The following is a 23,724-nucleotide window of genomic DNA, read 5'->3' as shown; positions in this document are numbered from 1 at the left end:
CATCTGGCTACAAATACCTTGGGGGTCCGGGGGCAAAGCACCCGGCCTCTCGACTCAACGGAGACGCCGGACATGTCCGAAATGATGACAACCCAAGCCGGAGACGCCGGAGCTTTCCGCAATTTTGATCTCAGCCGCGTACCGACCCCCTGCTTCGTAGTCGATGAAAAAGCGGTCGAGCGAAACCTGACCATCCTGTCAGATATTGGGACCCAATCCGGCGCACACATCCTCAGCGCGCTCAAGGCGTTCTCGATGTTCTCGCTGGCCCCGCTGGTGCGCGAACACCTTGGCGGCACCTGCGCCAGTGGCATTTTTGAGGCTCGCCTTGGCCGCGAAGAATATGGCGGCGAGGTCGCTACTTTCTGCGCTGGTTATAGGGACGCAGACATGGACGAAATCCTGTCGCTGTCCGATCACATCATCTTTAATAGCCCGGCGCAAAAAGATCGGTTTCTGGCCAGGGCACAGGCCGCGGGCGTGCGGGTCGGACTGCGCATCAATCCCGAACATTCCGAAGGCGAAGTTCCAAAATACGACCCTTGTGCGCCGTGCTCTCGTCTGGGCACCCCCGTCAGTCAGCTGAGCGCAGGGGTCCTGAAAGGTGTCGATGGCCTGCACATGCACACGCTCTGCGAACAAGGCTTCGACCCCTTACAGCGTACATGGGCTGCCGTAGAACCAAAAATTGCGCCCTATATAAGTCAGCTTAAGTGGCTGAATTTCGGCGGTGGCCACCACATTACCCGCGACGATTATGACCGCGAGGGGCTGATCGCTTTCATTAAGAACATCCGTGAAACCTATGGCATCGACGTCTATCTCGAACCCGGCGAGGCAATCGCCCTGGATGCGGGGGTTCTAGTCGGAGAAATCCTCGACCTGCCAACCAACGGCATGGATCTTGCCATCACCGATATCTCGGCCACTTGCCACATGCCCGACGTGATCGAAGCCCCCTATCGTCCCGCGTTGATGGACGAGGCCGCGGCAGGGCACACCTACCGTCTGGGCGGGCCGTCCTGTTTGGCCGGTGACGTGATCGGAGACTACACATGGGACAAACCGCTGGAGATCGGCCAGCGTTTTGCCTTCCTCGATCAGGCGCATTACTCGATGGTCAAAACCAACACCTTCAACGGTGTGCCCCTGCCCACCATCGCGCTTTGGAACAGCGAAACGGACGAACTGAAGATCATCAAACAGTTCGGCTACGACGACTTTAAGGACCGACTCTCATGAGCATTTTCCTCGAAAGTGAATTGACCGTATCTGAGCGCACTGAGGATGCCCGGTTCCGCGTGATCCCCGTGCCGCTGGAGCGCACGGTGTCCTACGGGTCGGGCACAGCCAAAGGCCCCGAGGCCATCATCGAGGCCAGCAATGAGCTGGAGCGTATCACCGGCCACGCCGAACCCTGCGTCGAAGGCATCTACACCGAAGACCCCGTCGACTGCTATGCGTCGCTGTCCGAGATCATGGAGCGCCTTGCCAAACGCACCGAGGCCGCCATTCGCGCGGGCAAGGTGCCGGTCACTTTGGGGGGCGAGCATTCGCTGAGTTACGGCGCTGTGATGGGTGTGGCTCGCGCCTTGGGTCAACCCATCGGCATTGTCCAGATCGATGCCCATGCCGACCTGCGCAACGCCTACCAAGGGGAAAAACACTCCCACGCATCGGTCATGCATTTGCTGGCAGAAGAAGGTATCCGATTGGCCCAGTTTGGCGTTCGCGCCTTTTCGACCGAAGAGGCGCAAAGCCGCCTGAAAAATCACGTCTTCCACGTGGATGCCGAGGAGTTGGTCACCGGCAATATCCACGCCGTCGACCTGCCCGAGGATTTCCCCGAACTGGTCTATGTCAGTTTTGACGTGGACGGGCTGGATCCCGCCATCATGCCCGCCACCGGGACACCGGTGCCCGGCGGGCTGGGCTACTATCAAGCGCTGCGGTTGGTCGAACATACCCTGAAAGGCCGCAAATGCGTGGGCTTTGACGTGGTCGAACTGGCCCCCAACGGCAATGCCGCCTGGGACTTTACCGCCGCGCAAATCGTCTATCGCCTGATGGCCGCCTGTTAACCCTCGGACGTTTCGTTCAACTCCATATGTCCTTCGCCCTTGTTCAGGACGCGGCGCAGCATGGGCTCGAAAAACTCGAGCGGTCTGGTGGGGTAATCCGGATCGAACGCCTTTTGATCGTATTCATGGCAGAAATAGCGGCAGTCCTCCCAATAGGGGCTGTCTCGATACTTGTCGCGGGCGTTGCGGTCGCCGCCTAGATGATGGTTATAGTAATAGCCCTGAAACACACAGTGATGTTTAAGAATCCAATAGGTTTTCTCACTGACATATGGCTTCATCATCGCCGCTGACAGCTCACCATGATTGTAGGGGGAAAGGATATCGCCGGTGTCGTGGATCAGTGCTGCGACCACGATTTCCTCATCCGCGCCGTCTTCATATGCGCGCGTTGCAGCCTGCAGGCTATGCTGATAGCGGTTCACCGGATAAGGCGTCCAGTCTTCGTCCAGTGACCGGATCGCATCCAGAATGCGATCGGGCAAGGCGGCATTATACGCCTCTTCATACTCCATGACGGCATCCCAGTCGGCCTTGGTGGCCTCTTCGAAACTGGTCCAGGTGGGTTTGTGGCTTTTGTCCAGCATAGCGCGGTCCTTTGGCTGATCTGTTGGGACCAGAGTAACCCATGCCTTCTACTCAAAAAAATGAATTGATTTTATCATTCCGATGAAAAAATACTATCGTCATGCAACTCAAAGCAATCGAGACCTTTCTATGCGTGGCCGAGACTGGGGGCTTCCATGCCGCCGCGCGCAAACTGAACGTGACACAAACCGCCGTCAGCGCCCGTATCCGGCTGATCGAAGAAGAAACCGGCAAGGCGTTATTCACCCGCGGTGCAGGCGGCACCAGCCTGACTGAATTCGGGCAACAGTTCCGACCATATGCCGAACAGATGCTGTCGCTTTGGTCATTTGCATCGCGCGAACTGCCAGCCCAAACGCAGAACCGGATCGCGCTGCGTCTTGGTGCGCAGTTGAGCATCTGGGACCCGTTGCTGGTCGATCTGGCGGTTCAGTTCGAACAGCTCCTCGGGCAGCTTTTATTGACGTTGAATTATGACCACGATCTGAACATGGTCGACGCGGTCGCCACCCATGTTCTGGACGCTGCACTGACCCACGAGACGCCCAACGATCCGCGCGTGCAATCGCGCGAGTTAAACCCCGAGCGCCTGTTGCTTGTCAAAACTCCGGAAACGGATGATCCGGTTTTCGTCAATCTGGAACTGGGCGAGGTCTATCAGGATCACGTCCGCTCGGCCGCGCGGCAGGCCACGGGACAAACGGTGTTTCTGGGCAATTGCCTGATGGCCCTGCGCTATGTCCTGCGGCGGGGTGGAACCGGGTATTTCCCGGAATACGTTATCCGGGATCATCTGTCCGCGGGCCAACTGACCCCAGTGACCGGCGCCATTGACCTGCTGCTGCCGCTGTATCTGGTGACCCGACGTGACAGCACAACCAGCGACGATGTCCTGACCTGCCTGACCGAATTGCGCGCAGCTTAAGCCTGAGAGATCCCGCCCGACGCATCCCTGTGGCGCCTGCGTAGTAATGGCCGCCCAGCAACCAGCAAGAACAGACAAGCAACCGCGATGCCGATGACCGCCGGCAGATACAACAGTATCCACAGCTTCGGTTCTTCGATTACAACGGGCGAAACAAAGCCCCGCACACCTTCAAGCACGACCAGAATCGAAAAGGCCCCCAGGATCTGCGGCCACAGGCCAAATCGCGAAAAACTACCCAACATCAAAGTGGCATACCCCGCCAGGGCCACGGCGATACAAATGGCAACCCAGGAAAATCGCTGATGCAATTCGTCGACCAATTCTCCGATGGGAAAACCTTCGGCGACGCTGATGGCAGTGCGGTCTCGCAAAAGTTCAATGGTGGGAATGGCTTCGAGGCTACGCTCGGCCATGATGTTCGAATTCGTCAGCGCGGAAATGTCATATGAGGCGTCCTCGAACAGCGTCGAAGACAAGGTTCCGCCCTCTTGATCCAACCGCAGCGCGATACCGTCCAACATCACCAGGTGAATACCGTTTTCATTGTTGACCAGATAGGCAGTCTTCGAGGAATAGCTGACAGGGTTCAGCGCATCCCGCCGGTCAGAGACGAAGACCTCGGACAGCGTGCCGTCCAGATCAATCTTGCCGATATAGACCGTGACGCCATGCGCCGGATGCAGGAACTCGCCCTCATTCAGCAATTGCGCGGTGACGTCTCCTGCAACCTCGGCCTGGCGCTGCTCAAGCTGTTCCACCGAGGCGGGGCGCAAAAAGACGCTGATGACTGCCATCATCAACCCGGCGACCAACCCAAACAGGAATACGGCACGGGCCAGCCGCCACGGGCTGGAGCCAGTGGCCAGCATCACCGTCATCTCGCTTTCGCGGCTCAGGCGGTTGGTGGCATAAACAGCCGCTGCAAACACCGCCATCGGCATCACCGTGCGGATCAGCGTTGGTAATGTCAGCGCCGAGAATTCCAGAAACACCATGGCCGATTGGCCACCGCTGATGACCCGGTCAAACAGGCTAACCGATCGGGTGATCCAGAACACACCGACCAGAACCAGGGTGAAAAAGCCGAACAGAATCAGCAATTGCCGCAGGAAATATCCATCAAAGCGCGACATGGGTCCTCTTACGTGTGTTCGTGGTGGTCGGACATTATGTCATTCCGTCGCTGTAGGAAACCGGGATTGGCCAATTGTCACCACCACGAAAAGCGCGGCAATGGCGTGGCTTGCTGAACCCTAGACTGTGACGTGGCCGATTCACGCGGACTATGCCTCTGGAAACTCTTATATTCGGGTCAAGGTGTGTCCTCCTTACCCGCCTGTCCCGCTGTATCTCGGCGCTGTGTATCTACCTCTTCGAATTCTTGCTAAACATAAACAAAACAAAAAACACCCTTGAGCAGACGAGCAGATGAGAGGTCTAATCGCAGCGTTGGCTGCGCTCATACTGATGAGCGCGCCATTGTCATCGAAAGAGATACAGGTTGGTAACGATCCAGGCGGGCGGATTCTGGACCGCAAGGTTCAGATCGAAATCGCCAACAGGACCAACGCGCGCATCCACATTGTCGGGGATTACTGTAACTCCAGCTGCACCATGCTGTTGGGGGCGGACGATGTGTGTGTATCCTCTGAAACCCTTTTCGGGTTTCACGGCCCGTACCAGGTGAACCGGACAAAGATGACCGAAAAGGAATTCGACCAGAAAAGCTCTTCGCTTTCCACGTACTACCCGCGTCCGATAAGAAACTGGTTCATGTCCAAGGCAAGGTATGTGGGCCCGGATGAGTTTCTGTATGTGTCCGGCGCATATCTGATAAGTATCGGCGTGCAAGAGTGCGCGTAAGACTTCTGCAGTCTGTCACTTTTCCTGTCATCCAATCGGCAAAACGCACGACGTTTGACGTCATTTGCGCATCCATTGAAACAGCGATTTGAGTGGAATGGCAGGGGCAGCAGGGTTCGAACCCGCGACCTACGGTTTTGGAGACCGTCGCTCTACCAACTGAGCTATACCCCTAAGGTGCGCCTCAGATATGCCAGCCGCGCGGCGGACTCAAGAGGCTTTTTCAGATTCTGCGCGACTTATGCATCCGACAAACAAGTTGCGTGCAGCGTTGAGTTCTATAAGACACGGTTTGGTCAGTACGAGGGACCCCATCCGTGAGTATCCGCAAAAAGATCGCCGACAGCGAAGCCGTTCTGAACTGGGCTGCGCGCCGCATCGCAAGCTATATCCGGATGGTCAACCGCAACACCAAATGGCAACGCATCGGATACGACGAACTGGACCAGTTGGTCGAACAGGGTGAGCCGGTGATCGTGGTGCTATGGCACCAAAGGCTGGCGCAATCCCCCTATTTCTTTCCCTTGGAGAAGGGACGGATCTGTTCGATCACCTCATCCGCAAGGGCGGGTAGTATGGTGGGCCGAGTGCAAAAGCTGTTCGGCATGGATACCATCGCCATGACCAGCAAAAACGCAAATAACATTGCGATATCGCGCCAGGTGATCGGCAAGATCAAGCAGGGCATTTCCATTGGCATCGCTGCTGACGGTCCGCGTGGTCCCGAACGGGTACTGTCCACAGTGCCTTTGGTGTGGGCACGCACCTCGGGCAAGCGGGTGTTCGGCATCACCTTTTCGGCAGAACATGGCCGCGAGGCGGGCACATGGGATCGTCTTTTGATGCCACGCCCCTGGCGGAATAAGGGTGTCTTTCTGTGCCGGGAATGGACTGAAACCGTGCCGCGCAAAGCCTCGGAAGAACAGATCGAAACCCTGCGCCAAAGCCTTGAGCAACACATGAACGACATCACCGCCGAAGCCGACCACATGGTCGGGCGCGAGCCGTGGTCGCCTAAGGGTTAACCGCCCCTCAGCCGTTGCATCAGATAGATTTCGCTGCCTTCGGGGATCGGTTCGGTCAGTCCGCTGGCAATGACCCGCCCGTCGATGGCGATGGACACCCCGGCATCAATCGGGGCTTGCAATTGCGGATGGACCTTCACCAGTTCTCGCAGCAACTCGCCTGTGGTCTTGGCCTCAACCTCCACCACCTGTTGGCCCCCGGTCAGTGACCGGAGGCCGGACCAGAGATGAACCTCAACCATTGTCCTTAAGCGCCGCCAGAATGCGGGGCGGTGACATCGGCAATTGCTTCATCCGAACGCCCGCCGCGTGCGACACCGCATTTGCGATGGCGGCCAAAGGCGGCACGATGCCTGTCTCACCCACACCACGCACGCCAAACGGATGGCCGGGGTTGGGCACTTCGACAATCACCGTGTCGATCATCGGCAAGTCACTGGCGACCGGGATGCGGTAATCGAGAAAGATCGAGTTCTGCAGGCGACCGTCATCGCCATAGATGTACTCCTCATTCAACGCCCAGCCGATGCCTTGTGCGGCACCGCCCTGATATTGGCCTTCCACATAGGTAGGATGGATCGCCTTACCGGCGTCCTGAATGACCGTATAGCGGGTAACCGCAGTCTTTCCGGTTTCCGGGTCGACCTCAGCATCAACGATATGGGTCCCGAACGAAACGCCTGCGCCTTCGGGCGTGGCCTCGAAATGGCCCGAAATAGGCCCGCCGGTCTGCCCCATATGGGCGGTGATATCGGCCAGTGGGCGCGGGTCAAAGTCGCCTGCATTGGGGCCCGAAGGCACAGCACAGCCGTTTTCCCATTTCACCGCATCCGCCGGAATCCCCCAGCTGGCCGCGGCCCGTTCGCACAGCTTTTCAACCGCATGTTTCGCCGCCTTGATGGTCGCCAGACCGCTGGCATAAGTCACGCGCGATCCGTGCGAAACGTCGTTATAGCCCAGCGTCGCAGTATCGGCGATGGTCACACGGATGTTCTCGTACGGAATACCCAGAACCTCGGCCGCCATCAGCGCCATCGACGCCCGCGAGCCGCCGATATCGGGCGTTCCCACCATCAATTGTGCCGAGCCATCCTCGGACAGCGCCAGCGACACTGACGTTTCACCCCCGTGGTTGAACCAGAACCCGCAGGAAATCCCACGGCCCTGCCCCGGCTTCAGCGGGGCCGAGTAATGCGGGTGGGCCTTCGCCGCCTCAAGCGTTTCCACCAAACCGATCCGCTCATACGTCGGGCCATAGCTGGCCTTGGTACCTTCATGGGCGGCGTTTTTTAGACGAACTTCTATCGGATCGAGGCCCAGCTTCTTGCACAGCTCGTCAATAACGGATTCAACCGCAAAGGCTCCCATCGGGGCGCCCGGCGCGCGGTAAGCGGCCTGTTTCGGTCGGTTCGCCATAACGTCAAACCCAATTTGGCTGACATTGGTCAGGTTATAGGGTGCAAAAGCACACATGGCGGTCATATCGCCCGGTGCACCTGGAAACGCCCCACCCTGCAGGCGGAACACGCCCTGGGCCGCCGAGATGGTGCCGTCCTTCTTCATCCCGATCTTGATGTCCATCGACGCCGAGGATGTCGGACCAGTGGCCCGGAATACTTCGGACCGGGTCATCACTACCTTGACCGGCCGGTTCGCCTTGCGGCTGAGCGCCAGCGCGACAGGTTCGATGAACACGGTGGTTTTACCACCAAACCCACCGCCGATTTCCGACGCGGTGACGCGCAGCTGCGAGGTTTCGATGCCCAGCAACGCCGCGCAGGTCTTCTGTGCGATCCAGTGGCCTTGAGTGGTACACCACAATTCGCCTTTGCCGTCGTTGCCCAGCATGCCAAGACAAGCATGCGGCTCGATATAACCCTGATGGGTCGCTTCTGTAACAAAGCTGTCTTCGATGACCAAATCGGCCTCGGCAAAGCCAGCCTCGACATCACCGTGCCCACTTTCGTGATACCGTACGACGTTCGGGTGCATCCCTTCCGGGACGGAGTAATCCGCAGCACCTTCGCGTATGACCGGCGCATCCGGCTCCATCGCCTTATCCACGTCGGTGACGTGTGGCAGCACCTCGTATTCAACCTCGATCAGCTTGAGCGCATCGCGGGCCGCCAAGGCCGAGGTGGCCGCTACGGCTGCTACAGCGTGACCGTCATACAGGGCCTTTTCACCCGCCATAACGTTTTCCAGAACGTTCCAGAATTCGCCCTCAAGCCCCGGTTCGAACGGCACATCGGCAAAATCCGCGCGGGTGACGACGGCTTTGACGTCCTTGTGCGCTTCGGCCTGCGAGGTATCGATCTTCACGATCCGCGCGTGGGCATGGGGCGAGCGCAGGATCGCGCCGTGCAGCATGCCCGGTGCGGAAATGTCCGCCCCAAACTTGGCGCGGCCAGTGACCTTGTCCAGACCATCGGGCCGATCCGGGCGCGTTCCAACGAAGGTGAATTGTGTTTTACGATCGTCGAGTGCCATTACGAAGCCTCCCGCAGTTCTTCGGCCGTTTCCATCACAGCGCGAATGATCTTGTCATACCCCGTACACCGGCAAAGGTTACCCGCCAGCCAATACCGGGTCTCTTCCTCGGTTGGGTTGGGGTTCTTTTCCAGCAGCGATTTGGCCGCCACCAAAATGCCCGGCGTGCAGATACCGCATTGCAACGCGGCGTGTTCGATGAACTTCTTCTGCAGCGGATGCAAAACGTCACCCTCCGCGATGCCTTCGACGGTTTCGATCTGCTTGCCTTCAGCCTCGACCCCCAGCATCAGACAGGCACAGACCAAACGGCCATCAACAGTGACAGAACACGCACCGCAATCGCCGGTGCCACAGCCCTCTTTCGCGCCGGTCAGGTTCAGCTTGTCGCGCAGACAATCCAACAGGGTCTCGCGCGGATCGCAGAGGTATTCGACCGTGTCCCCGTTGACGGTGGTGGATACGTGGAACTTGCTCATGCTTGCTCTCCCTTGGCGCGGGCAAAGGCGATTATCGCGGCGCGCTTGGCCAGAACGCCAGCGACTTCGGTGCGGAATGCGATAGTGCCGCGCTTGTCGTCAATCGGGTTACAGGCGGCGGACGCCGCAGCGGCCAACGCGTCCAGCGAGGCCTCGTCCAGCGCGCTGCCAATGATGGCTTTGGCGCAGTCCTCAACCAGCAGCACGGTCGGCGCGACAGCACCCAGTGAAACGCGCGCCTCGGTGATGATGCCCCCATCCAGACGCAGGCTGACACCGACGCCAACCACGGCAATGTCCATTTCAGTGCGCGGAATGAAACGCAGGTATGCGTCCCCGCCATTCTCGCCCCGTGCGGGGATGTGGACGGCCGAGATCACCTCGCCCTTCGCCAGTAACGTTCTGCCGGGTCCGGTTGGAATGTCTTCAACCGCTACCTCACGGTCACCGTCCGGGCCGGTCACCGTGACGGTTACACCCGCCGCGACCATCGCCGGCACCGAATCCGCCGCCGGAGAGCCATTGCAAAGGTTCCCGGTCAGCGTCGCGCGCCCCTGAACCTGGGTCGATCCGATCAGGTCCATCGCCTCAACCACACCAGGCCAGTCGCGGCCCAGGTCGGGGTGTTCGCTCATCTCGGCGCCGGTGGCGGCGACGCCCAGCGTCCAACTGCCGTCGGCGTTGCTTTTGATATCGCGCACGCCGTCGATCTTCTTGATGTCAATCAGCGTATCGGGCGTCACAAGTTCTGATCGCAGTTGCACCAGAACATCGGTGCCACCTGCCAGAAACCGTGTGATGCCCGTCGCGTTTGCGGCCAGTGCCGAAGCTTCGGCAAAGCTGGCGGGGCTGTGATAATCCATGAAATACCTCGCACCTGTTGATCAGGATTCACTGGGTTCAGAGGGGACGTTAGTGCAGCAGCATGGCCGCGTCCATGGCAGGAGCGACCAAATTTCATGTTACCCGATGTCGTTTCCAGACCTGAGGTCAGAGGTCGATCTCAATCACACCGTCTGGCTGCGCCGCGCGACTTTGGCAAAGGATCATCGCATCCGCGCGCTGCTGGTTCGACAGAACGAAATCGCGGTGTTCAATGTCACCCGAAATCACACCGCATTTGCAGACCCCGCAAATCCCGTCCGAGCATTTGACGTCCACGTGAATTCCCGCCTCGGTCAACACCTGTGCGGCGTCCTTTTCTACAGGTACGATCAATTCCCGGCCCGATTTTGCCAGCCGTAAGGTGAACGGATGGTTTTCATATTCAGGCTGTTCAGGGACCGAGAAATATTCCAGATGCCGCGCGTCTTCGGGAAAACCCTGCGCTTCGGCGGCTTGTATCACACCGTCCATATAGCGGTCCGGCCCACAGGTGTAAACGTGCCAACCCGGGTGATAGCCCGACAGAATCGCGTCCAGATCGGCGCGCGTGCCTTCGTCCGTGAAATGAAAGTGCACGTGTTCTGCCCAGGGCATCGCGGCCAACTCGTCCAGAAACCCCGCACTGGCGCGGGTGCTGGCGGAATAATGCAGCGCGAACGGCTTGCCCAGCGCGTGCAGGCGATGGGCAAAGGCGATCATGGGGGTAACACCGATCCCGCCACCCATCAGGAAGGTCTTGGTGGCCGTCTCATCCAGTTCGAAATGGTTGATGGGTTTCGAAATGAAGACTTTGCGCCCTTCGTTGAAAATGCGGTGCAACAGGGCGGAGCCGCCGCGCCCTTCATCCTCGCGCAGCACGCCGATCTGATAGACAGACGGATCAGACGGGTCGCCCGACATTGAATACTGTCGCAGGAATTCCGGCGCGACCAGAACGTCCAGATGCGCACCCGCGGTCCAGTCGGGCAAGGGTGCGCCATCGAGGGCTGAGAATTCGTATTTGGTCACATCCGCGGTCATCTTATCGACCTTACTTAAGGCAACGCGCATCACCGGTGCGTCGCCCGCGATGGTATAGCGGTGAATCACCGACATATCCCCGGCTGCCTTACGGGTCTTGTATTCCTCGGCCGTGACCATGGCCCGATAGGCGGCAATTCCGGCCTCACGGTCCATGGCAAAAGGATAAGGCCAGGGGTGCGGCGCCAGATAGGCGGGGTATACCGCCAAAGTCTGATCTTCGTATTTCAGGTCCAGATCTGTTTGCAGACCACGGCGGTTCAGCGGGTGAACGGTGGGGCGATAGGCGCCGTCAGCCTGCAATTCGATATCCCACCACCATTTCTTGGTGTCGTTCAAACCGCCATTTCCGACCGCATCATCCAGTTTTGCCAATACAGGCGCTGCTTTCGGCAGGTTGATCGCGGCCCAGCGAAAGGGGCGCTCCTGGAAAATACCCTCAAGGTTCCACGGGCAGGTTTTCATGCACCGTCCACACATGGCCCCACCGGACGTGCCGATCCGGTACGTTGCACATTTCTGGCTGTCGGATTTCCAGATTTCATAGCCGTTGAACATCAGCTTCGGCCCGGCCGTGATCGCCCCCGAAGGACATTCCCGCGCGCATTTTTTGCATGCCTCACAAAATCTCTGCAGGCCGAAATCAATGGGCTTGTCGTGGCTGACAGGCATATCCGTTGTCACCACACCGGATTTCAGGCGCGGACCCAGATAAGGGTTCAGGATCACCTCTCCAATCCGGCTAACTTCGCCCAGCCCAGACAACAGCAACAGCGGCGGTTGCAGCACTTCGCCGTCCATGACGGTATGCGCTTTGGCCTTGTATCCGAGGTTACGGATTTGCTGCGCGATCACGCCGCCAAGAAGGGAAAACCGCAAGTAAGCCCGCATGGACTGACTGACTGCGATCCAGTCGTCACCACTGGACCCTTCCATGGTTTCACGCCCCTGGTCGATGATCATACTGATCGCCTGATCATGCGGGGGGTTGATTTCCTCACCAGCAGCGTCGTGGGAATACCAGCTCCATTCAGGGCACCGGCTAAGGCCGACGGCATCGGCACTTAAAAAATAGCTTGCTGCCTTGATATTCGCGGTGTTGCGCGCTGCATCGGTGGGCTGCGGTACCTCAGCGCTTTCACCATCCTGTAACAGCACAAAGGCCCCAAGCGCCCGGCGCTGCGCAAAGCTGGGGGCAGACTTTCGAACATAATGCCCGCCCTTTGCCGCATCCTGCAGCGGCTTGCCCATATCGCCAAACAGCGCACGGGCGAACATGTCAGCACGCTTTGGGACGCGGGCGACGTTTTCTTCGTCGATGTAAGTTGTTGGGCTTTCAACGCGTTTGAGTTTTTCGAATGGATGTGCGCCGTCCACATAGCGCCGTTTGGCGTATACATCGCGGTTCAAGGCGTTCTTGGCAAACCCTGCACCCAACCACCAGGCCGGACCCTGTGTGTGAAACCACGGCTGTTGCGCCATGGGCAACAGAGGCTGGTCATGCGTGATCTCCATTTCGGTCGTCACAGCGGCCAAACCGAACCGTCTGCCCAGCCACGGGGCCACTATGTCGTCGCCCTCAACCGTGGCTAGACCCGCCGCCACTGCCACCCGCCCCAAATAAACCTCGGACGACATCGCGGTGTGCGCCCGTGCGTCATAACCCAGCAAGCGGATGTAATTGGCGATCACCACCGCGTTCTCGGTGGCCAGCAGACAGGCGCGGTGATCCTGCGCGTCTATGATCCACTCGGCCCCCGGCTCGGCAGGGTCTGGGTCACGGTTGTGTTCATACAGAAAGACGATGGCATGACGATGCGTGTCCATCGGTTTGGGCGCGGTCTCCATGCTTTCCTTCAGGTCGGCCATGATCAGGTCGATCCCCGAGGCCAGCGTCTTGGTCTGCCGCGTCTTCAGCGCATTGGCCAGCCGGTCGATATCGGGGTTGCGACTTGGCTCTGGCAACAGCGCCTCAGACGGCAACGGGCCGCAGCCCATCATCGAGGCATCATTGAAATAGCCAAATGCCTTAAGGTGATTGGCGCGCTCGGACGGGTCCGCCGGAATCTCTGATCTCACCGGATTCACGAACCCATCGCGGATGGCGTCCATCATCGCCTGAAACTCACCCATCGCGTTGACGATGCTTTCGGGCTGGTCCGGTCGGCGAAAACTCAGCTTTGGCATCGGGGGCACCACGGACAGGTCCGACATCTTGGTCTGCCGCTCCAACCGCTCCAGCGGAAACCGGCCCATATGGACCGGTCTGTTCTTATCCGAGAAAAAGCGGATTCCCATTGCGCGCCTCCTGTTGCTGAGTGTCACCTAATGCGCGGTAGACAGCAAATCCATTCATGAATAGTCATAGATGATATGAGCAAAACTGATTTCATCGACCTGGACGGCAAGGTCCTGCGCACCTTTCTGACGATCCTCGAGGAAAGCTCGGTCTCAAAGGCCGCCGACCGGTTGGGGGTGACGCAATCGGCAATCAGCCACACGCTGGCCAAGCTGCGGCAGGTTCTAGGCGATCCGTTGTTCGTGCGCTCGGGTCAGGGCCTGACCCCGACCGAGCGCGCCTTGTCGCTGAAAGAACCGGTACAACAGGTGCTGGACGGCATGCGGTCGCTGACTGACGAGCGCCCGTTTGATCCGCTGGCCGATGAGATCAGCATCCAGATCGCCACCAACGACATGCCGCGCGACCTGATCTTTCCGCCGTTGCTGCGCGCGCTTCGAACCGAAGGCGTTCGCTTGCGGCTGGGTTTCATCCCGTCCGGCGTCCCCGACCCCGACCTGCTGCGCACCGACCGGTGTCAGTTGATGCTGACCCCGCTGCCGCCCGATGGGCCGGATATTTTTCAAAAACGTGTACTGATCAGCCCGCTGATGGTTTTCTACGATGCCGATCAGCGCAATCCGCCAGACAGTTGGCAGGCCTATTGCCAGTCTGAGCATATCGAGGTGCGATTTACCGACGGGCGCAGTTCCCGCGCTGTGATGCGTGGCGTGGATCAAAGCCAAATCCGGCCACCAACCGTCACCCTGCCGCATTTCCACGCGATTCCGTCCTTTGTGAAAGGCAGCGACCTGATTTCAACCGACACTGTGCTGATGAAACACGGGCCGTTGGCGGCACTGGACTGCGCGCCATTGCCGTTCGAGTGCGCGCCGGTCTCAATCTACATGGTCTGGCATCAACGTTCGGCGAACGACCCGGCCCATCGCTGGTTGCGCGCACGGATCGAGGCCATCGCCACAGCGTTGCAGAATTGATCATCGGGGCGGTCCGGGATCAGAACCGTGCCTTGATCAGATGCATCAACGTCGCGCCAGTTTCGAAATAAGCACGGCGCAGGCCCGTCCAGCTTTCGCGGTATTCAGGCACCGCGGGGACAGGCAGAAGGTCAGGGTCGTCCTGCAGCAGGCTTTCTACCATCAAGCGGCCAAAAACCGTACCCGGACCGATGCCCCGTCCAGAATATCCGTGTGCTGAAAGGGCATTGGGACCGATCTGCGTGATCTTGGGGATGTGGTCCGAGGTCATGGCGATGCGCCCATGCCATCCTTCGGTCAACGACTGACCGGAAAGTTGTGGAAACAGCTCGGCCAGCTTGCGCCTGCACCAAGCCGCGTGAACCGTACGGCCTGCCTGACCCAGATCGCCCATGCCCCCAATAATCAGCCGCCCTTCGGCATCCATACGGAATGAAGTCATGACTAACCCGGTGTCCCAGCACCCCTCCCCGCCCGGCAGAATGCTGGCCCGCAGATTGTCCGACAACGGCGCGGTGAAGAACTGGAAATAATAGACCGGCACATAGTCCGGGGCCGTAGCTTGCAGACCCTGATGATAGGCATTGGTGGCCTGGATTACCAATTTCGCCCGCACCAAGCCATGTGGGGTTTTCAGCACCCATTGACCGTTGTCGTACTGCATCGACTGCACCGAGCATTGGGTGACAATCCGCGCCCCGGCCTCGGCAGCGGCACGGGCCAGACCCCGCACATAGCCCAATGGCTGAATCGTTCCCGCGCGCGGATCAAACAGCGCGCCATGGAACGCCGCGCTGCCGGTCCTACGTGTTGCTTGATCAGCCGATAACAATTCAACTGGGGCGCTGGTGGCGGTCAGCTGTGCGTGACGCCTTTGCAAATCCTGCAGGCCCGAGGCAGAATGCGCGCAGTGCAACGTCCCATTGCGCACAGGATCACAGTCGATGCCATGCCGTTCGATCAGGTCAAACACATCCGCGGGTGCTGCGGCCAATAGATCGATCAACCGATCCCCGGCCTGCCTGCCCAGATGCGCGCGGATATCCTCGGGCGGCAACCACAGTCCGGCATTCGCCAAACCAACGTTACGGCCTGAACCACCGTGGCCAATGCCTTGTGCCTCAAGCAGGCAGACCGACGCCCCGGCCTGCGCTGCCGTCAATGCCGCGGAACAGCCGGTATAGCCACCGCCGATCACGGCCAGATCAACCGTTAGATCACCGTTTAGGGGGTGGTCTTCCAAATGTTCGCGGCAGGTTTTCAACCACAGGGATTGGTCGCGGTCACTCACGCTGGGCTCCAGAATTTTGCGCGGATCATTGCGGCGGACTCAGCCGGTTGCAAGTGCCCTTTGATCATCACGACCCATGGCGATCAGAAAAGGATCAGCCTGTTGTTGCGCCTGAAACGCCGCCTTGTCCGACATACCCTTCCAATCGGCCAGAACCAGCGACTGCGCCACGGCACCCCCCAGTGTCGCGCCCGGGCCTGTTACAATGAACAGGTCCGGGGCGAACTCACGCGCGGCTGTCTGAATGGCGCGGGTAAAGTCATAGGTCTCGGTCACCTGATGGCCCAGGGTATAATCCCACAGTGCCTGCGTATCGGTCGCGCCAGGCCACCAGATTTTGCCGCGCCCATCGATCAGCGGGAGATCGGGCTGCGCAAACAGATCCGGTGCCAGTCGCGCACACCCTTCCGCAGCAACCGGCGCCTGCAAGGATGTATGAAACGCCGCGTGGTTCGCCAGCCGCATCGGAAAGCGTTCCTGAACAACGGGCTGAGAAGCTTCGAACGCCTTCAACCCCGCTTCGTTCCCGGCCAGCACCAACATCCCGCCCAGATCGATGGACAGCGCCAGATCGCACCCGTCGGTTGCGTTGATCCGCGCCACATCCGCCAGCAATTCGGCCTTGCGCGCCGGAGCGTCCCGCCAATCGTCGCCCGTGTAGGGATAGACAAGCTGCCCGCCGATAAGCTGTTCCTGCATCAGCGTGCCCATCGTGTTCACCACACGAAACCCATTCTGCGGCGACAGCGCACCACCAGCGCCCAGGGCAATATACCAGCCCATCGAATTGCCGGTGACCGCGACAACCTCGATATCATCGGCCAAAGCCTGCGCATCGGCCAACGAGGCTGCGTAGATCAAGGGCGAAGCCACATCCCCCCGTGAATACTTGGACATCGTGTAGCGGACTGCACCATCCAAGGCGGTCACGGCGTCCTGTCCCGTCTCGGCACGGATGGCGTCGAAACTGTGGAAAAGGTCCATCCGCTGCGCGTGACAGCGATGCAGATAGCCCAGCTCGGGCTTGTTATAGGTGCCCCGACCGGGGCAGATGACGACGGCTGTGCGGGTCATTGGCGGCCTCCGGTCAGTTTCAGCGCGGCGGCAACGATACCGTCCTTGGATGGCAGCGGGGCGGCATAGGCCGGACCGGTTGCGATAAAGCAATCCTCGGCCACAACGCGTGCGGTTGGCGCTGCGGAGCTTTCTTCGGTGAAGAACGCCATCAGCGCCTCGGACTGGCTGCCTGTGCGGCGGCATTCATCCACGACCAGAACATGTGCGCAGGGTTTGGTGGCCTCGCGCAGGGCCTCGACTGGCAAAGGCGCTAGCCAGCGCATGTCGATGATGCGCGTCTTTATCCCGGCGGCCTCCAATTCCGGGACCGCCTGTTGCGACAGATAATGCCCGTTGCCATAGGTCACGATGGCCAGATCGGTGCCATCCCCATACACGCCAACCTCACCCAGCGCGATACGTTGATCCGGCGATGGATAAGTGGTCATCCATCCCCCGTCCTGCGCCCCGTGCAAATCGCGCATCGGATAGAGCGCGATGGGCTCCAGAAACACCACCACCCGCTGCTCTTCCCGCGCCAGCCGCACGCATTCGCGCAGCATTTGTGCCGCATCCGCGCCCGAGGACGGGCAGGCAATGATTATGCCCGGAATGTCGCGCAGCACTGCCAGGGAATTGTCGTTGTGGAAATGCCCACCGAACCCTTTCTGATACCCCAGCCCCGCAATTCGCAGCACCATCGGGTTCGTAAACTGCCCGTTCGAGAAGAACGGCAGGGTCGCGGCCTCGCCCCTAATCTGATCCTCGGCATTGTGCAGATAGGCCAGGAACTGAATCTCGGGGATCGGAACAAAACCGTTGTGCCCCATGCCGATGGCTAACCCCAGAATGGATTGTTCATCCAACAACGTGTCGATCACCCGATCCGGGCCAAACCGCTGTTGCAATTTCTGCGTCACACCATAGACGCCCCCCTTGCGGCCCACGTCTTCGCCCATGCAGACGATTTCACCATGTTCCAGCATCAGATCCGTCAGCGCCCAGTTGATCAGACGGCTCATGGGCTGAGGATCACTCATCGCCCGCAGATCCCCTCCAAAGGCCTTGGCGCGCGCCTCGGCGCCCGGACCGTTGGTGGGTTTGCAAGAACGTTTCGGCGGGATCAGGCTGGCCATTACCTCGGCGGCGTCGGACAGGTGCGGTCGAGTGGCAGCCTCGGCGGCGACGCGATCTGTGCGGGCGCAGGTGTCATTGTAAATCTTCAACGCCTGATCCGGCGGCAACGCGCCCGCTTGATCCAACAAACGCACAGTATGCAGCAGGGGATCATTGGCCTCATCAGCTTCAACCTCGGTTTTCGGCAGGTAGGTGGTCGGCACATCCGCCCCGGCGTGACCGTACAGGCGTACGGTTTTCAGGTGCAAAAAGGCGGGTTTACGGCGCATGCGCACATAATCAGCGGCTGCCTTCGACACGGCGTAGGTCTCAAAGATGTCTAACCCATTGGCCTGAAAATACTTGACGCCCGGTCGATGCTCCATCGACGATTGAATCCAGCCCTTCGGCGTCTTCACCGAGATTCCAATCCCGTTATCCTCGCACACGAACAACAGCGGCAATGGCGTCGACTGTACACTGGTCCAACCAGCCGTGTTAAACGCCCCTTGCGCGGTGGAGTGATTGGCCGAGGCATCCCCAAAAGAACAAACGGCAATCCCGTCCAAGGGCAATTCGCGGTGTTCCGGGTCATGCCGCCGCGCCGCGCCCAGGCTATAGGCCGCGCCCACCGCTTTGGGCAGATGGCTGGCAATGGTCGAGGTCTGCGGCGGGATCGTCAGCGCCTTGGATCCCAGCACCTTGTGCCGCCCGCCCGAAATCGGGTCGTCTTTTGAACAGGCAAAGCTAAGCAGCATGTCCCAGGCGATCTGCTGGCCCGGCACCTGCTCGGCCCGAGCAATCTGAAACGCTGCATCGCGGTAGTGCAGAAAGGCAATGTCAGTCGGACGCAGCGCATGGGCGACGGCCGCCATCCCCTCATGCCCCGAAGAGCCAATCGTATAGAACCCCTGCCCCGCCTTTTGCATCGCACGGCTGGTGCGATCCAGCGCCCGGCTGAGGACTTGCGACCGAAACAACGAAACTGCGTCTGTATTGCTCAGACCCGGTCTGGGGGCGGCCCCGTCGGGTAAATCGCGCTGTGAGACTCGGGTCAGGAAATTCTCGTGAACGATCTGAGCGCGATCCATGGCCTTTTCCCTGATCCTGAGTGACTTAATCCGGAGTGTTGCCGCAGCAGCACCCCCCTTTCTTGCAGGCTTTCGAGGGCAGAGGCAAAAGAAAGCCGCAAGCACCCCGGAACTAAACCTCCGATCCGATGCACAGGCTTACAGGCGCATACCCTGAAGAAATACCTGCATTTGTATCGGGCTGGCGCGCGGCAAAAGCCAGTGATATTCCTTTCGAAAGGTATGAGGATTTGTCATATGATCGCCCCGCGCCGCTTTTTGCCCTCAATCCCCTCTTTGCTGGCGCTCGAAGCCGTTGACCGCCTTGGCAGCGCCTCTGCCGCCGCCGAAGAGCTGTCGCTGACCCAAAGCGCGATCAGCCGTCAGCTCAAGACGATGGAGGAACAACTTGGCGTCGCCCTGATCCAACGCAGCCAGATGCGGTTGCATCTGACGCCTGCGGCAAAGGAATACGTGCAAGTCGCCCGCACGGCGCTGAACCAGCTGGCGCAGGCGTCGCTGAAGCTCAAGGCCAATCCGACCGGCGGTTCGCTTAACCTGTCGATCCTGCCTGCATTTGGCATGCACTGGCTGGCGCCGCGCCTGCAGGACTTCGCCCGCCGCCATCCAGAAGTCACTGTAAATCTGAATACGCGGCTGCGGCCATTTGATTTCGATACGGAACAATTCGACGCTGCGATCCACTTTGGTCAACGCGACTGGGCCGGTGTGAATTACCTGCCCATCATGCGTGAAGACGTGGTGCCCGTTTGCGCACCTGATATGTTGCCCGATAACAGCGATGATATCGAGTGGCTGATCAAAGCGCCCCTGTTGCATTTGGAAACGCGCCCCGAAGCCTGGGAAAAATGGTTCACCGCACAAGGCCGCGCGGTTTCCGGGATACAGGGAATGCTATTCGATCAATTCTCGACCATGGGACAGGCCACTATCCATGGGTTGGGCGTGGCATTGCTCCCAAGCTATCTGGTCGAGGCTGATCTGGCAGCGGGGCGGCTTGTCCTAGCGTGGCACGGTCCGGGCGTTAGCCTTGGGAATTTCTATCTGGTCTGGCCACAATCGCGGGCGGAATCCGAACCACTCAGATCATTCCGATCATGGCTGCAAGGCCAGATTGATCAGACCCCCAACACGTAAGCCAGAGGTGCAATGCGGCTCTGCGCGGCCTTCGGCCTTGCGTCCAGCGGAAGGCGGGGGGGCCAGGCAGGCGCGGGCTATGCCCGCGCCTGCCTGGCCCAACGGGAGGAGAAGTTTCGTCAGAAACATTGACGACGGGCGGGAGTACCCGGTCCGGCTAGGTATCCAGGGATCGGGCAATGAGTTCCTTCATGATTTCATTGGTGCCGCCATAGATCATCTGAACACGGGCGTCCGCGTAAAGGCGGGCAATCGGGTATTCCATCATGAACCCATACCCACCAAACAGCTGCAAGCATTCGTGCATGATTTCGTTTTGGACTTCCGACCCCCAGTATTTCACCATCGAAGCCGTCGCCGCATCCAGCGTGCCGGCTTCAAGCCGCGCAATGCAATCATTGACGAAGCTGCGCAAAACCTCGGCCTTGGTCTTGCACTCGGCCAGCTTGAAGCGGGTGTTCTGGAAATCCATCACCCGCTGACCAAATGCCTTGCGCTCTTGCGTGTACTTCACCGTTTCGGCGATGGCGAAATCTATTGCGCCCAGCGCCCCAATGCCAATCGTCAGACGTTCCCAGGGCAATTGGTTCATCATTTGGTAGAACCCCTGCCCCTCTTCCGCGCCCAGAAGGTTTGTCATGGGCACCTTAACGTCTTCAAAGAACAGCTCGGCCGTGTCGTTGGCCTTCATCCCCAGCTTCTTGAGGTTACGCCCCTTGCGAAAGCCCTCTGCGCCCTCGGTCTCGACCCCAATCAGTGAAACACCTTTTGAGCCCAGCGCCTTGTCCGTCTTGCACGCCACAAGGATCAGGTCTGCCGATTGCCCGTTGGTGATGAATATCTTGGATCCGTTCAAACGGTAAGAATTCCCATCCTTGTCGGCAGTCGTGCGAATGGCTTGCACATCCGACCCGGTTCCGGGCTCGGTCATGGCAAGCGCACCGACCATCTCGCCCGACGCCAGTTTCGGTAGCCAGTTTTGCTTTTGATCCTCGCTGCCATAGGCGCTGATATAGTGGATAACGATAGATTGGATCGCATACCCCCACCCGGAATCCCCGTGCGAGGACTGCGCGTACATCGTAACCGCGTCAAAGCCTATGCCGCCACCCACACCGCCATGAACTTCGGGGATCGCGCCTGCCATCAGACCCACTTCCCCTGCCTTTCGCCACAGGTCGCGATCCACGACACCGTCTTCGATCCAGCGGTCCACGTTTGGCGCCAATTCATCGTCCATGAACCGATCTGCCATTTCAGCAAACATCCGGTGTTCTTCGGTTACCCAACCGGCGGTCGTAGTAAATAGCGGCATGCGGTGTCCTCCCCAAATCTTCCTTTCATCAAGGTAACTTTGGCGACATCGCAATCCAATCCATCCAACGCTTTGCAACGCAACGTTCTTTTGACAAATTAAGCCCGTTCAGGCCAGCTCCGTGTCCAGCAGGACCCGAGCAGCTGCCTTGGCATCCCCTGCCGGGTCACAGGACTTCAGGAACACAGCCGTCACAATCGCGCCTTCCTGCAACAGAACGATCTGGCAGGCCAGATGTTCCGGGTCCTGGGCACCAGCCTTCCGTGCCAGATCGATAAAATGATCCAACAAAATGCGCTTGTGCTCAGCGGCTTGCTTGTGGATTGGGTGATCAATTTCCTGATACTCCGCCCCCGCTTTGATGAACATGCAGCCGCGGTATTCTTTCTCATCGAACCACTCGCCCAGCGCGTCAAAACTGGCAAGCAATTGACCGGCGGGGGTATCTGCAAGCTCCTCAATTCGAGAAAAGAAGTCTTTTCGGAAGTTCTCATCCCGCAACTGTAAGGCAGCCAGAATCAGCTCTTCCTTGGTGCGAAAGTGTTTGTACATCGAGGTTTTTGAAACACCCGTTTCCACCACCAGCTTGTCCATTCCGGTGGCGTGAAATCCGTCACGATAAAAGACCTGCAAAGACTTGCGGACCAGTTCATCGCGTTTGTTTGGGCGCATGTGTCACCTCCTCGTGTACAGATCAGTACATAATGCTGCACAGCCCCTACGGCAACCGCAGAGTGCGCAGTGGTGAAACTTCGAAATAAGACTTGCAAAAGTTTACAGATCGGTACACATTGCCAATAAGATGTACCGATCAGTAAACCTTGGAGCGCTCAGATGAGACACCATGCCAGTCTTTTCCCACCCCAGTACGTCCCTGTTTTTTTGACCTTGGCAATGCTTGCAGCCCTATTGACATGAAAGACCACGCAATGAGCCGACCCCCGCTGCCCCCGTTCACATTGGAAACCGCCAAACAGAAAGTCCGAATGGCGGAAAACGCTTGGAACAGCCGCGACCCGGATGTGGTCACTCCGGCCTATACTGATGACAGCCAATGGCGGAACAGGGCAGAGTTCCTGAACGGTCACGCCGAAATCCACGCCTTTTTGACCCGAAAATGGGGCAAGGAACTGGACTATCGTTTGATCAAGGAACTGTGGGCCTTTTCCGGCAACCGTATCGCAGTGCGCTATGCATACGAATGGCGGGATGACAGCGGGCAGTGGTTTCGGTCCTATGGCAACGAGAACTGGGAATTTGCAGAAGATGGGCGGATGGCCAAACGCTACACCTCACTAAACGACTTACCAATTTCCGAGGATGACCGCCTGTTTCATTGGCCACATGGGCCCCGTCCCGATGATCACGCCGGGCTATCTGACCTGGGTTTGTAAAAGGGTAAAAACATGCCACGCGCCTTTTCCGAGCTGACATTTACTCCTGCCGTCCGTGCGCATCAGGAAAGGATCGGCTCAGCCAAGACTTACGCCAAGTTTGTTGACGGCGGTCAGCAGCAAGGCCATCAGATCGGACCGGTCGAAAAGGCCTTTATCGAAGCGCGCGACGGGTTCTATCAGTCCACTGTTTCCGAAACCGGTTGGCCTTACGTTCAATATCGCGGCGGACCGATTGGGTTTCTGAAGGTTCTGGGCCCCCAGACCATCGGATATGCCGATTTCACTGGGAATAAACAGTATATTTCGCGCGGGAACCTGGATGGAAACGACCGCACCGCCCTGATCCTGATGGATTATGCCAACCAAAGGCGTCTCAAGGTTTTGGGTCGGGTGGAGTTTGCCGAAGGCGCGGCCGCCGCCGCCGACCTTTATCCCGAAGGTGCAAAAGCCCCCGCCGAACGCGCCGTCCTAATTCGGGTCGAGGCGCTGGACTGGAACTGCCCCAGCAACATCACACCCCGCTTTACCGAAGCCGAGTTGCGCCCGCATCTTAACGCGCTGGGCCAGCAACTGGCTCAGTTACAGGCCGAGAACGAAAAACTAAGACAGCAACTAGCGCAACGGTCCTGACCCCGTTGCACCCAAAATTCGCAAACTAAATCAGATAATAGGGTCCACAACCATGC

General features: G+C 59.1%; 21 protein-coding genes and 1 tRNA gene. 9 read left to right on the top strand and 13 right to left on the bottom strand.

The window, feature by feature from the left end:
• Positions 1–72 precede the first annotated feature (72 nt).
• Together nspC and speB are read left to right on the top strand one after the other, a co-directional pair.
• Positions 73–1,242: a carboxynorspermidine decarboxylase gene (nspC, locus tag AB1A64_RS03580; RefSeq protein ID WP_366550148.1), complete on the top strand. Its 1,170-nt coding sequence runs from the start codon at positions 73–75 to the stop codon at positions 1,240–1,242.
• Positions 1,239–2,081, top strand: a complete 843-nt coding sequence (gene speB / locus AB1A64_RS03575; RefSeq protein ID WP_366550147.1) for an agmatinase — start codon at positions 1,239–1,241, stop codon at positions 2,079–2,081. Before nspC ends, speB begins: the two co-directional genes overlap by 4 nt.
• Here the strand turns inward: speB and AB1A64_RS03570 are convergent.
• Complete coding sequence (locus tag AB1A64_RS03570; protein ID WP_366550146.1) at positions 2,078–2,668, bottom strand: HD domain-containing protein; 591 nt, start codon at positions 2,666–2,668, stop codon at positions 2,078–2,080. The two genes, speB and AB1A64_RS03570, sit on opposite strands and share 4 nt — an antisense overlap.
• 101 nt (positions 2,669–2,769) lie before the next feature.
• On the opposite strand from AB1A64_RS03570, the gene AB1A64_RS03565 reads away from it, so the two are divergent.
• Positions 2,770–3,594 (top strand): LysR family transcriptional regulator, encoded by an 825-nt coding sequence (locus AB1A64_RS03565; protein WP_366550145.1) that lies wholly within the window; start codon positions 2,770–2,772, stop codon positions 3,592–3,594.
• On the opposite strand, the gene lptF is transcribed toward AB1A64_RS03565, so the two are convergent.
• On the bottom strand, positions 3,591–4,730 hold the full coding sequence (gene lptF / locus AB1A64_RS03560) for an LPS export ABC transporter permease LptF (RefSeq protein WP_366550144.1): 1,140 nt from the start codon (positions 4,728–4,730) through the stop codon (positions 3,591–3,593). The genes AB1A64_RS03565 and lptF overlap by 4 nt on opposite strands.
• Before the next feature lie 295 nt (positions 4,731–5,025).
• Here lptF and AB1A64_RS03555 point away from each other — a divergent pair, with 295 nt between their 5' ends.
• Complete coding sequence (locus tag AB1A64_RS03555; protein ID WP_366550143.1) at positions 5,026–5,460, top strand: hypothetical protein; 435 nt, start codon at positions 5,026–5,028, stop codon at positions 5,458–5,460.
• A 98-nt stretch (positions 5,461–5,558) separates the two neighbouring features.
• Here AB1A64_RS03555 and AB1A64_RS03550 read toward each other — a convergent pair.
• Positions 5,559–5,634 (bottom strand) — tRNA-Trp (locus AB1A64_RS03550).
• 143 nt (positions 5,635–5,777) lie between these two features.
• Here AB1A64_RS03550 and AB1A64_RS03545 point away from each other — a divergent pair.
• Complete coding sequence (locus AB1A64_RS03545; protein WP_366550142.1) at positions 5,778–6,485, top strand: DUF374 domain-containing protein; 708 nt, start codon at positions 5,778–5,780, stop codon at positions 6,483–6,485.
• Here AB1A64_RS03545 and AB1A64_RS03540 read toward each other — a convergent pair.
• The 5 genes from AB1A64_RS03540 to AB1A64_RS03520 all read right to left on the bottom strand — a co-directional run bounded on the left by AB1A64_RS03540 (position 6,482) and on the right by AB1A64_RS03520 (position 13,657).
• A complete protein-coding gene (locus tag AB1A64_RS03540; RefSeq protein ID WP_366550141.1) occupies positions 6,482–6,727 on the bottom strand; it encodes a MoaD/ThiS family protein in 246 nt (81 codons plus the stop codon). The two genes, AB1A64_RS03545 and AB1A64_RS03540, sit on opposite strands and share 4 nt — an antisense overlap.
• Entirely contained in the window at positions 6,720–8,975 is a 2,256-nt protein-coding gene (locus tag AB1A64_RS03535; protein ID WP_366550140.1) for a xanthine dehydrogenase family protein molybdopterin-binding subunit, read from the bottom strand. Before AB1A64_RS03535 ends, AB1A64_RS03540 begins: the two co-directional genes overlap by 8 nt.
• On the bottom strand, positions 8,975–9,454 hold the full coding sequence (locus AB1A64_RS03530) for a (2Fe-2S)-binding protein (RefSeq protein WP_366550139.1): 480 nt from the start codon (positions 9,452–9,454) through the stop codon (positions 8,975–8,977). Before AB1A64_RS03530 ends, AB1A64_RS03535 begins: the two co-directional genes overlap by 1 nt.
• Positions 9,451–10,317, bottom strand: coding sequence for a xanthine dehydrogenase family protein subunit M (locus AB1A64_RS03525; protein ID WP_366550138.1), 867 nt, complete (start codon positions 10,315–10,317; stop codon positions 9,451–9,453). The genes AB1A64_RS03530 and AB1A64_RS03525 overlap by 4 nt, the downstream gene beginning before the upstream one ends.
• A gap of 127 nt (positions 10,318–10,444) precedes the next feature.
• Positions 10,445–13,657 (bottom strand): reductive dehalogenase, encoded by a 3,213-nt coding sequence (locus AB1A64_RS03520; RefSeq protein WP_366550137.1) that lies wholly within the window; start codon positions 13,655–13,657, stop codon positions 10,445–10,447.
• Between the two features lie 75 nt (positions 13,658–13,732).
• Between AB1A64_RS03520 and AB1A64_RS03515 the strand changes: the two genes are divergently transcribed.
• A complete protein-coding gene (locus AB1A64_RS03515; protein WP_366550136.1) occupies positions 13,733–14,635 on the top strand; it encodes a LysR family transcriptional regulator in 903 nt (300 codons plus the stop codon).
• Between the two features lie 19 nt (positions 14,636–14,654).
• Here AB1A64_RS03515 and AB1A64_RS03510 read toward each other — a convergent pair whose 3' ends face one another.
• From AB1A64_RS03510 to AB1A64_RS03500, 3 genes are read right to left on the bottom strand one after another with little or no spacing between them, the layout of a single operon-like run.
• The gene (locus AB1A64_RS03510; protein ID WP_366550135.1) at positions 14,655–15,926 is read right to left on the bottom strand and encodes an FAD-binding oxidoreductase; all 1,272 of its coding nucleotides are present in this window, start codon (positions 15,924–15,926) and stop codon (positions 14,655–14,657) included.
• A gap of 39 nt (positions 15,927–15,965) precedes the next feature.
• Complete coding sequence (locus AB1A64_RS03505) at positions 15,966–17,000, bottom strand: ACP S-malonyltransferase (RefSeq protein ID WP_366550134.1); 1,035 nt, start codon at positions 16,998–17,000, stop codon at positions 15,966–15,968.
• A complete protein-coding gene (locus tag AB1A64_RS03500) occupies positions 16,997–19,189 on the bottom strand; it encodes a thiamine pyrophosphate-dependent enzyme (protein ID WP_366550133.1) in 2,193 nt (730 codons plus the stop codon). Before AB1A64_RS03500 ends, AB1A64_RS03505 begins: the two co-directional genes overlap by 4 nt.
• A gap of 237 nt (positions 19,190–19,426) precedes the next feature.
• On the opposite strand from AB1A64_RS03500, the gene AB1A64_RS03495 reads away from it, so the two are divergent.
• Entirely contained in the window at positions 19,427–20,326 is a 900-nt protein-coding gene (locus AB1A64_RS03495) for a LysR substrate-binding domain-containing protein (RefSeq protein ID WP_366550132.1), read from the top strand.
• Between the two features lie 157 nt (positions 20,327–20,483).
• Here AB1A64_RS03495 and AB1A64_RS03490 read toward each other — a convergent pair whose 3' ends face one another.
• A complete protein-coding gene (locus AB1A64_RS03490; protein WP_366550131.1) occupies positions 20,484–21,641 on the bottom strand; it encodes an acyl-CoA dehydrogenase family protein in 1,158 nt (385 codons plus the stop codon).
• Between the two features lie 108 nt (positions 21,642–21,749).
• Positions 21,750–22,313 (bottom strand): TetR family transcriptional regulator, encoded by a 564-nt coding sequence (locus tag AB1A64_RS03485; RefSeq protein ID WP_366550130.1) that lies wholly within the window; start codon positions 22,311–22,313, stop codon positions 21,750–21,752.
• A gap of 257 nt (positions 22,314–22,570) precedes the next feature.
• On the opposite strand from AB1A64_RS03485, the gene AB1A64_RS03480 reads away from it, so the two are divergent.
• Together AB1A64_RS03480 and AB1A64_RS03475 are read left to right on the top strand one after the other, a co-directional pair.
• On the top strand, positions 22,571–23,035 hold the full coding sequence (locus AB1A64_RS03480) for a nuclear transport factor 2 family protein (RefSeq protein WP_366550129.1): 465 nt from the start codon (positions 22,571–22,573) through the stop codon (positions 23,033–23,035).
• 12 nt (positions 23,036–23,047) lie between these two features.
• Positions 23,048–23,668: a pyridoxamine 5'-phosphate oxidase family protein gene (locus AB1A64_RS03475; RefSeq protein ID WP_366550128.1), complete on the top strand. Its 621-nt coding sequence runs from the start codon at positions 23,048–23,050 to the stop codon at positions 23,666–23,668.
• The last annotated feature ends 56 nt before the right edge of the window (positions 23,669–23,724 follow it).

The organism is Ruegeria sp. ANG10 (assembly GCF_040705255.1).
In the GTDB taxonomy this organism is placed as follows: Bacteria; Pseudomonadota; Alphaproteobacteria; order Rhodobacterales; family Rhodobacteraceae; genus Ruegeria.
This window is presented reverse-complemented; position numbering and strand designations above follow the sequence as displayed.

Excerpts from the sequence above, each read along its gene's own strand:
- nspC (WP_366550148.1), top strand. The coding sequence starts at position 73 with ATGTCCGAAATGATGACAACCCAAGCCGGAGACGCCGGAGCTTTCCGC.
- speB (WP_366550147.1), top strand. The coding sequence starts at position 1,239 with ATGAGCATTTTCCTCGAAAGTGAATTGACCGTATCTGAGCGCACTGAG.
- AB1A64_RS03570 (WP_366550146.1), bottom strand. The coding sequence starts at position 2,668 with ATGCTGGACAAAAGCCACAAACCCACCTGGACCAGTTTCGAAGAGGCC.
- AB1A64_RS03565 (WP_366550145.1), top strand. The coding sequence starts at position 2,770 with ATGCAACTCAAAGCAATCGAGACCTTTCTATGCGTGGCCGAGACTGGG.
- lptF (WP_366550144.1), bottom strand. The coding sequence starts at position 4,730 with ATGTCGCGCTTTGATGGATATTTCCTGCGGCAATTGCTGATTCTGTTC.
- AB1A64_RS03555 (WP_366550143.1), top strand. The coding sequence starts at position 5,026 with ATGAGAGGTCTAATCGCAGCGTTGGCTGCGCTCATACTGATGAGCGCG.
- AB1A64_RS03540 (WP_366550141.1), bottom strand. The coding sequence starts at position 6,727 with ATGGTTGAGGTTCATCTCTGGTCCGGCCTCCGGTCACTGACCGGGGGC.
- AB1A64_RS03535 (WP_366550140.1), bottom strand. The coding sequence starts at position 8,975 with ATGGCACTCGACGATCGTAAAACACAATTCACCTTCGTTGGAACGCGC.
- AB1A64_RS03530 (WP_366550139.1), bottom strand. The coding sequence starts at position 9,454 with ATGAGCAAGTTCCACGTATCCACCACCGTCAACGGGGACACGGTCGAA.
- AB1A64_RS03525 (WP_366550138.1), bottom strand. The coding sequence starts at position 10,317 with ATGGATTATCACAGCCCCGCCAGCTTTGCCGAAGCTTCGGCACTGGCC.
- AB1A64_RS03520 (WP_366550137.1), bottom strand. The coding sequence starts at position 13,657 with ATGGGAATCCGCTTTTTCTCGGATAAGAACAGACCGGTCCATATGGGC.
- AB1A64_RS03515 (WP_366550136.1), top strand. The coding sequence starts at position 13,733 with ATGAGCAAAACTGATTTCATCGACCTGGACGGCAAGGTCCTGCGCACC.
- AB1A64_RS03505 (WP_366550134.1), bottom strand. The coding sequence starts at position 17,000 with ATGACCCGCACAGCCGTCGTCATCTGCCCCGGTCGGGGCACCTATAAC.
- AB1A64_RS03500 (WP_366550133.1), bottom strand. The coding sequence starts at position 19,189 with ATGGATCGCGCTCAGATCGTTCACGAGAATTTCCTGACCCGAGTCTCA.
- AB1A64_RS03495 (WP_366550132.1), top strand. The coding sequence starts at position 19,427 with ATGATCGCCCCGCGCCGCTTTTTGCCCTCAATCCCCTCTTTGCTGGCG.
- AB1A64_RS03490 (WP_366550131.1), bottom strand. The coding sequence starts at position 21,641 with ATGCCGCTATTTACTACGACCGCCGGTTGGGTAACCGAAGAACACCGG.
- AB1A64_RS03485 (WP_366550130.1), bottom strand. The coding sequence starts at position 22,313 with ATGCGCCCAAACAAACGCGATGAACTGGTCCGCAAGTCTTTGCAGGTC.
- AB1A64_RS03480 (WP_366550129.1), top strand. The coding sequence starts at position 22,571 with ATGAGCCGACCCCCGCTGCCCCCGTTCACATTGGAAACCGCCAAACAG.
- AB1A64_RS03475 (WP_366550128.1), top strand. The coding sequence starts at position 23,048 with ATGCCACGCGCCTTTTCCGAGCTGACATTTACTCCTGCCGTCCGTGCG.